Source organism: Pseudarthrobacter sp. rb (assembly GCF_056389225.1).
In genome coordinates this window covers 303,183-311,118 of sequence record NZ_JBWJAR010000004.1, presented here as the reverse complement: position 1 = coordinate 311,118, position 7,936 = coordinate 303,183, and the positions used below count along the sequence as shown (strand labels likewise).

Annotated in this window: 7 protein-coding genes; 6 read left to right on the top strand and 1 reads right to left on the bottom strand. The window is 67.9% G+C overall.

Annotated features, from left to right (window positions below; translation table 11 throughout):
* The first annotated feature begins 285 nt into the window (after positions 1-285).
* The 6 genes from ACWRN3_RS08270 (at position 286) to ACWRN3_RS08245 (ending at position 6,630) form a co-directional block, all read left to right on the top strand.
* A complete protein-coding gene (locus ACWRN3_RS08270; RefSeq protein ID WP_324645301.1) occupies positions 286-1,413 on the top strand; it encodes an ABC transporter substrate-binding protein in 1,128 nt (375 codons plus the stop codon).
* 27 nt (positions 1,414-1,440) lie between these two features.
* The gene (locus tag ACWRN3_RS08265) at positions 1,441-2,166 is read left to right on the top strand and encodes an ABC transporter ATP-binding protein (RefSeq protein ID WP_159631168.1); all 726 of its coding nucleotides are present in this window, start codon (positions 1,441-1,443) and stop codon (positions 2,164-2,166) included.
* Positions 2,156-3,190 (top strand): ABC transporter permease, encoded by a 1,035-nt coding sequence (locus ACWRN3_RS08260; RefSeq protein ID WP_476740338.1) that lies wholly within the window; start codon positions 2,156-2,158, stop codon positions 3,188-3,190. The genes ACWRN3_RS08265 and ACWRN3_RS08260 overlap by 11 nt, the downstream gene beginning before the upstream one ends.
* Before the next feature lie 90 nt (positions 3,191-3,280).
* Positions 3,281-3,739, top strand: a complete 459-nt coding sequence (locus ACWRN3_RS08255) for an SRPBCC family protein (RefSeq protein WP_476740337.1) — start codon at positions 3,281-3,283, stop codon at positions 3,737-3,739.
* Between the two features lie 74 nt (positions 3,740-3,813).
* The gene (gene cobA / locus ACWRN3_RS08250) at positions 3,814-5,076 is read left to right on the top strand and encodes a uroporphyrinogen-III C-methyltransferase (RefSeq protein WP_476740336.1); all 1,263 of its coding nucleotides are present in this window, start codon (positions 3,814-3,816) and stop codon (positions 5,074-5,076) included.
* Positions 5,077-5,163: 87 nt separating this feature from the next.
* Positions 5,164-6,630 (top strand): FAD-dependent oxidoreductase, encoded by a 1,467-nt coding sequence (locus ACWRN3_RS08245; RefSeq protein ID WP_476740335.1) that lies wholly within the window; start codon positions 5,164-5,166, stop codon positions 6,628-6,630.
* Between the two features lie 72 nt (positions 6,631-6,702).
* Here ACWRN3_RS08245 and ACWRN3_RS08240 read toward each other — a convergent pair whose 3' ends face one another.
* Positions 6,703-7,908 carry an SRPBCC family protein gene (locus ACWRN3_RS08240; protein WP_476740334.1) on the bottom strand — a complete coding sequence of 402 codons (1,206 nt, stop codon included), beginning with the start codon at positions 7,906-7,908 and terminating at the stop codon, positions 6,703-6,705.
* Positions 7,909-7,936 lie beyond the last annotated feature (28 nt).

The window sequence follows — 7,936 nt, the reverse complement described above, 5'->3', positions numbered from 1 at the left end:
ACCAAAAGCCCGGAACCACCCCAAAACACTTCAACCCCAGAAACCCCAACCCACAAAAGGAAGGGCTGGCCCGACAGCGAACGCCACGGACCAGCCCTACAAAGCACTTAGTTCAGCAGTCTCCTAGGCATGCAGGTGAACTGTCTTTTCTGGCCCGAGAAACCGGCGGCAGAGAAGACGGCGGAATGTGACGCTAAATGAACGTGCGTGACCCCCCGTTTCCGCCTCATTGAACGGGTTGGGGCCGCTCCCTATGGTGAAACAATGACTAGTTCCAAGCCCGGGATGACCCGCATCGTGGCAGGCGAGAGCGCGGTCCCCACGCGCAGGCGCGCCGTCGAGGCTGCCCTGGCCATAGGGCTGGTCCTGCTGATCGCTGTCGGGGCAATTGTTGCCTCCAACATCTCCCGCAACACCGAGGCGCAGGCCGCCGAGCCCACCCCGGCCGCAGAGCTGAAACTGGGGTACTTCGGCAACGTCACGCACGCCCCCGCCCTGGTCGGGGTCAAAAAAGGGTTCCTGGCTGAGGCCCTGGGCGGCACCAAGCTCAGCACCGAGACGTTCAACGCCGGACCCGCAGCCATCGAAGCCCTCAACGCAGGGGCCATCGACGCCGCCTACATCGGCCCGAACCCCGCCATCAACTCCTTCGCCAAGAGCCAGGGCCAGTCAGTGCGCGTGATCGCCGGAGCCGCGGCAGGCGGTGCCCAGCTGGTGGTCAAGCCCGGCATCACCTCCGCCGCGGACCTGAAGGGAAAGACCTTGGCAACGCCGCAGCTGGGAGGCACCCAGGACGTGGCCCTGCGCGCGTGGCTCACCAAGCAGGGCTACAAGACCAACGTGGACGGCAGCGGCGACGTCGCCATCAACCCCACGGACAACGCCCAGACCCTCAAGCTGTTCCAGGACGGAAAGCTCGACGGCGCGTGGCTGCCTGAGCCCTGGGCGTCACGCCTGGTGCTCCAGGCCGGAGCCAAGGTCCTCGTGGACGAAAAGGACCTGTGGGACGGGGCAGGCACCGGCAAGCCCGGAGAGTTCCCCACCACCATCCTGATCGTGAACCAGACGTTCGCCGCCGACCACCCGGACACCGTCAAGGCGCTGCTGGCCGGGCATGCCAAGTCGGTCGCATGGCTCAACTCGGCACCGGCCGACGAGAAGGCTGCACTGGTCAATGAAGCCCTGCAGGAATCCGCCGGGGCCGCACTGCCGGCTGATGTGCTGAACCGTTCCCTCGCCAACATCACCTTCACTCTCGACCCGCTGGCCGGGAGCTACCCCAAACTGCTGCAGGACGGGGTGGACGCCGGCACCACCAAGAAGGCTGACATCAACGGCCTCTTCGACCTCACCGCGCTTAACCAGGTCACCGGCGCCGGCAGGATTTCGGCAGCCGGCCTCGGCCAGGACTGACCCCCACCACTACCTAAGGACGCCACCATGCCAGTCGTACTGGAACACCTGGGCAAGCGCTTCGGCGACGGCGCCCCGGTACTGGACGACGTCAACGCCAACATCAAGCAGGGCGAGTTCGTTGCCCTCCTTGGTGCCTCCGGCTGCGGCAAATCCACCCTCCTGAACATCATCGCGGGACTGGAAGCGCCGACGTCGGGCGCCCTGGAAGTGCCCAGCGACGGCGCCGCCTTCATGTTCCAGGACGCGGCACTCTTCCCGTGGCTCACCGCCCGGGAGAACATCGAGCTGGCCCTGAAACTGCGTGGAGTGGGCAAGGCCGAACGCCGCACCAAGGCCCAGGAACTCCTCGAACTGGTGCACCTGGGATCCGCGGGGGACAAGCGCCCGCACGAACTGTCCGGCGGCATGCGCCAGCGCGTATCCCTGGCCCGCTCCCTGGCCCAGGACCGGCAGCTGCTGCTCATGGATGAACCGTTCGCCGCACTGGACGCCATCACCCGCGACCTGCTGCACGACGAACTCGAGCGCATCTGGAAGGAAACCGGGCGCACCATCGTCTTCGTCACCCACAACGTCCGCGAAGCCGTCCGGCTGGGCCAGCGCGTCCTGCTGCTCTCCTCCCGCCCCGGCCGCGTGGTCCAGGAATGGGACGTCACCGAGGAACACCGAACCGACGCCGGGCTCGCCGGCCAGCTGACCGGGGTCATCACCGCCCGGCTGCGTGAGGAGATTCGCCGCCATGCCAAGTAAGTCCCTGTCCGGCTCCGCGCCGGATGCCGCCCCCGCCCCTTCGCGGGACGGCTTTCGTCCTTCGGACGAAGCGTCCCGCTCCGACAGGCCCGATGCCACTCCCTGGGCGGCATCCGGCGCTGCGCCTGCAGCCCACGTGCACGCCGCCTTGACGCGGACGTCCACGGGCAATGAGGACCTGCGCGAGCTCGAATCCGGGCTGGACTCCCTGCAGTCCGACGCCGACCGCAAGCACCGCGTCGACTGGAGCCGGATCCTCCTGCCCGTGGCCGCGCTGGTGGTCCTGGTGCTCATCTGGCAGTTCTACGTCTCGCTCGGCGTGAAGCGGCGCGACCTGGTTCCGGGGCCGCTGGATGTGGTGACGCAGATGGGCGTCCTGTGGGGCGACGGCAAGTTCCAGGAAGCGATCTGGACCTCGCTGCAGCGCGGGGTGGTGGGCTTCCTGATTTCGGTGGCCATTGCCACTCCCGTAGGCCTGCTGCTGGCCCAGGTTGCCCCGCTTCGACGCGCATTCGGACCGCTGATCTCCGGCCTGCAGGTGCTGCCATCCGTGGCCTGGGTTCCCGCGGCCATCATCTGGTTCGGCCTCACGGACGCCACTGTTTATTTCGTGGTGTTCATGGGCGCCATCCCGTCCATCATCAACGGCCTCATCTCCGGCGTGGACCAGATCCCGCCGCAGTACCGGCGCGTGGGGACCGTCCTGGGCGCGTCCCGGCTGCAGATGGCTCTGCAGGTGATCCTTCCCGCCGCACTGCCCGGCTACCTCAGCGGCCTCAAGCAGGGGTGGGCCTTCTCCTGGCGCTCACTCATGGCGGCGGAGATCATCGCGGTGGGCGGCACCATCGGCTTCGGCCTGGGATCCATGCTGGACCAGGGCCGCGACCTGTCCGACATGACCATCGTGATGGCTGCCATCCTGCTGATCCTCGGCGTCGGCATCCTCATCGAGCTGCTGGTCTTCGGACCCATCGAGAAGCGCCTCCTGCGGCGCCGGGGCCTCCTGGCCGGCAGTACCCGCTGACCCAGCCCCTCCCCAACGCACCCTCAGAGCCCGACGGCGACCTCCCGCCGTCGGGCTCTGCTGTTCCCTGGCGCATGGCAGACTGGCGCCATGACCGTCAGCTTCGTATGCCGCACCGAGTCGCCGCTGCCCGCGGAGCAGCTGTTCGACCTGGCGCGCAGCATCGACCTGCATGTGGACTCCCAGCAGAAATCAGGGGAGCGGGCGATCGGCGGCGTCACCAGCGGGCTGATCGGAGAAGGCCAGGAGGTGACCTGGCGGGCAAAACACTTCGGCATTCCACTGACCATGACCAGCCGGATCACCCACGTGGACTTCCCCCGCAGCTTCACCGACGAACAGGTCAAGGGGCCGTTCACGTCATTCCGGCACGTCCATGAGTTCGCACCAACCGCCACGGGGAGCACTATGACAGACAAGGTGGAGTTCACCGCCCCGCTGGGAGTCCTGGGCCGCGCCGTCGAGCGCCTCTTCCTGGCCCGGTACCTGGAACGGCTGATCCGGGACCGCGGCAGCTTCCTCGCCGGCAGTATGAAAGATTCTTTGTGACGCAGCGTTACCTTACGTGAACTGGTGTTGCTGACCCTTTGTGGGCCAATGTGACGCCGCCCTACCGTTGATTCATGGCAATTCAGGACATATACCCCACGGCGCTGCGGCTGCTCGGCCGCCCCGTGCTGGTGGTGGGCGGCGGCCCCGTTGCGGCCCGCCGCGCCAAGGGACTGCTCGACGCCGGTGCCCTGGTCACCGTCGTGGCCCCCGTTGCCTCGCCCGCGCTCCAGGAGATGGCCGACGCCGGCCTGCTCACCTGGGAAGCACGGCCTTACCTTTCCAGCGACGTCGACGGCGTCTGGTTCGTCCAGACCGCAACAGGCGCTCCTGAGGTGGACGCCCAGGTATCGGCCGACGCCGAGGCGCAGCGGGTTTGGTGCGTCAACGCCTCCAACCATGAAGCTTCTGCCGCCTGGACCCCCGCGGTCGCTGAGGTGGACGACGTCAAGATTGCCATCAACGCCGGGGGAGACCCGCGCCGTGCCATGGCCGTCCGCGACGCCGTCGCCACCGCCCTGGAGACCGGCGATCTTCCGCTGCGCCGCCGCCGTGCACACCAGGGAAGCGTGGCCCTCGTTGGTGGCGGCCCCGGCGATACCGGCCTCATCACCGTCCGCGGCCGCCGGCTCCTGGGCCAGGCCGACGTCGTGGTCGCCGACCGCCTCGGCCCCCGCGAACTGCTGAATGAACTCGCCCCGGACGTCCGCGTCATCGAAGTGGGCAAGACCCCAGGCCACCACCCGGTGCCGCAGGCGGAAATCAACCGCATCCTGGTGCAGGAAGCGCTCAAGGGAAACCGGGTGGTCCGGCTCAAGGGCGGCGACCCGTACGTGTTGGGACGCGGCGGCGAGGAAGCCGAATACTGCCGCCAGCACGGAGTCGAGGTTGAGGTGGTCTCCGGCGTTACGTCCGCCATCTCGGTACCCGCAGCCGCAGGCATTCCCGTCACCCACCGCGGCCTGGCCAAGGGCTTCAGCGTGGTCACCGGCCACGAAGAACTCTCCGAGGTTCCTGCCCGCGCAGACCACACCATTATCCTGCTCATGGGCGTGGGCCAGCTCCGAGAATCCGCGTCCGCGCTGGGCGAAGCCGGACTGCCTGCAGACACCCCTGTTGGTATCGTGGAAAACGGCTATTTGCCGGACCAGCGCGTCACCATCGGCACGCTCGGTTCCATCGCCGACCAGGCCCAGGCGGCCGGCGTCGCAAATCCTGCCGTGATTGTCATCGGTGACGTGGTGCGCGTGAGCCCGTTCGCGCCGTCGCACTTCAAAACCGCTGACTACAGCACCACCACCCCGAACAGCCCCCGCAAGACCGTCCTCACCACCTGAAACCCATCGATTGCTCCGCAACTGCCGTTATGAGCCTTCAAAACGGCAGTTACTCAGCAATCGATGCAGAAGAAAAGGAACACAGCCGTGTCATCCAGCACAACCGTAGGATCTGCTGCGCGTCCCCTGCGCGTCGCCGTCGTGGGCTCCGGCCCGGCCGGCGTCTACGCCGCGGACATCCTCACCAAGAGCGAAGCCGTCAAGAGCGGTGAGCTGACCGTCAGCATCGACCTCTTCGACCGCTACCCGGCACCCTACGGCCTGATCCGCTACGGCGTGGCCCCGGACCACCCCCGCATCAAGGGCATCGTCAACGCCCTGCACAAGGTGCTGGACCGCCGCGACATCCGCTTCTTCGGCAACGTGGACTACGGCACCGACCTCACCATCGAGGACCTCCGCACCCACTACGACGCCGTCATCTTCGCCACCGGCGCCATCAAGGACGCGGACCTGAACATCCCGGGCGTCGAGCTGGAGGGCTCCTTCGGCGGCGCCGACTTCGTCTCCTGGTACGACGGCCACCCGGACGTGCCGCGCGAATGGCCGCTGGAGGCCAAGGAAATCGCCGTGATCGGCAACGGCAACGTGGCACTGGACGTGGCCCGCATCCTGTCCAAGCACGCCGATGACCTGCTGGTCACCGAAATCCCGGACAACGTCTACGCCGGCCTGAAGGCCTCGCCCGTCACCGACGTGCACGTCTTCGGCCGCCGCGGCCCCGCCCAGGTCAAGTTCACCCCGCTGGAGCTGCGCGAGCTGTCCCACTCCAAGGACGTGGACATCATCCTGTACCCCGAGGACTTCGAGTTCGACGAGGAATCGGACCGCCAGATCCAGACGAACAACCAGACCAAGACCATGGTGGGCACGCTCACCAACTGGATCGCCGAGCAGCCCGAGGACGTCTCCGAGCTCCAGGCCTCCCGCCGCCTGCACCTGCACTTCCTGCACAGCCCGGTGGAGATCTACGACGACGCCGAGACCCCCGGCAAGGTGGCAGGCATCAAGTTCGAGCGCACCGAGCTGGACGGCACCGGCAACGCCCGCGGCACCGGCGAGTACGTGGACTACCCGGTCCAGGCCGTCTACCGCGCCATCGGCTACTTCGGTTCCGCCCTCCCGGACGTGGAGTTCGACCACAAGAAGGGCGTGGTCACGAACGACGGCGGCCGCGTCCTGGATGCGTCCGGCCAGCATGTGCCGGGACTCTACGCCACGGGCTGGATCAAGCGCGGACCGGTGGGCCTGATCGGCCACACCAAGGGCGACGCACTCGAGACGGTGACCTACCTCCTGGAAGACCGCGAAAACCTGCCCGTCGCTTCGGCACCGGAGGAGGACGCAGTCACCGAACTCCTCGACGCCCGCGGCGTGAAGTTCACCAGCTGGGAAGGCTGGCTGGCGCTGGACGCGCACGAACTCGCACTGGGTGCAGCTGCCACTGAGGCCGGGGGATCGCACGGCGTGGAGGTCAAGCGTGAGCGCATCAAGGTGGTGCCGCGCGAGGACATGGTGGACATCTCCCGCGACGGTGTGGCCGCGCAGGTCTAACGCACGGATTCAACGCACAATCAGACAGGAACCGCGGGGCCATTGGTCCCGCGGTTCCTGCTTTAGTATGCCCTAACCCTGTTGCTTACCAGCGCCGCCAACGGCCATGAGCTCCAGGCGACGCAGGGTCTCGCGGTTCCGCGCCGAAATCAGCGGGTCCCGCAGGAATTTCGGCATCAGCTTGCCGGGCCCGCGGATGGCATCCTCGGCGATGGTCACCAGGCACTGGTCGCCCCGGTCCTCCAGCGTGATCTCCACCTTGGCCTCGCCCATCGGCCAGCCCCGCGCCACCAGTTCCAGCGAGCGGCCTGGCTCGACGGCCGCCACGCTGGTGCTGTCATCGATCACCAGCGGCCAGGCGCCCACGGAGTGGTGCAGCCGGGAACCCTGCCGGGGCCATTCGGCGTCCACGTCCCTGATCCGGGACGCGCCCACTACCCAGCCGGAATACAGCCAGCCGTCGGCGATGACCCGCCAAACGTCGGCTGAGGGGGTTTTGAACAGCTGCGAGACGGTGGACATGGAGTTCCTTCCGGTTGCGGTAGTGCTTTTCCCGAGCGGTGCGCGGGGCTCAGGCGGACGTCCGACGGCGGGAGGTGCGGGCCGCCGTGCGGCCCGGTAGGACGGCTTCCGCAGCCGCCGGGTCCAGCTGTAGGCCTGCGCCCCGGGCGGCTGGTGCTCCAGGGGATCGAAACGCAGCGGGATGTCGGTGGGACTGGCACCGGCCTGCAGCCGCACTTCGCCGCATTCCCGCCAGCGTCCGCCCGGTGTGGCCCAGTGCAGTCCCAGCACCCATTCACCGGACGCCAGCGAACCCGGCGGGAGGCTCCGCGTCTGGAGTCCCAACAGCACGGGGCCCCGGCTTCCGCGGTAGGGCATCAGCGTGGTCATGGAGGCTCCTGCAACATCCAGGCGAGGCACCAGCAGGAACCGGCCCGGCAGCCCCCAGCCGGTGGAGGCAAACAGCACGTCCGCGGGGCCGCCGGCGCCGGGCGGCGAAACGCGCAGGGCCAGGCCAAGGATGTCCGGCAGCGCCTGCGGCAGCCCTACTGACCTGGAGAAGCGGGCCACAACCTGGTCCGTACCGGGCGCATCCAGCCAGTCGATGCCGCTGGGGCCGGACGGGTTGCCGGTCCTGGTGAGCTGACCGGCCAGGCCCAGGCCCTGTGGGTGGATGGGCCGGTCCGGCCTGGCGAGTTTCAGGAGCCGGAAGAGGCCGGCGAAGGCCTGCCCGGCACTCCCGGTGACGGTGGAAAGAACGCGCGGCTGATGGGTCATACTTCCTTCCTACCCATAAAGCGGCGGA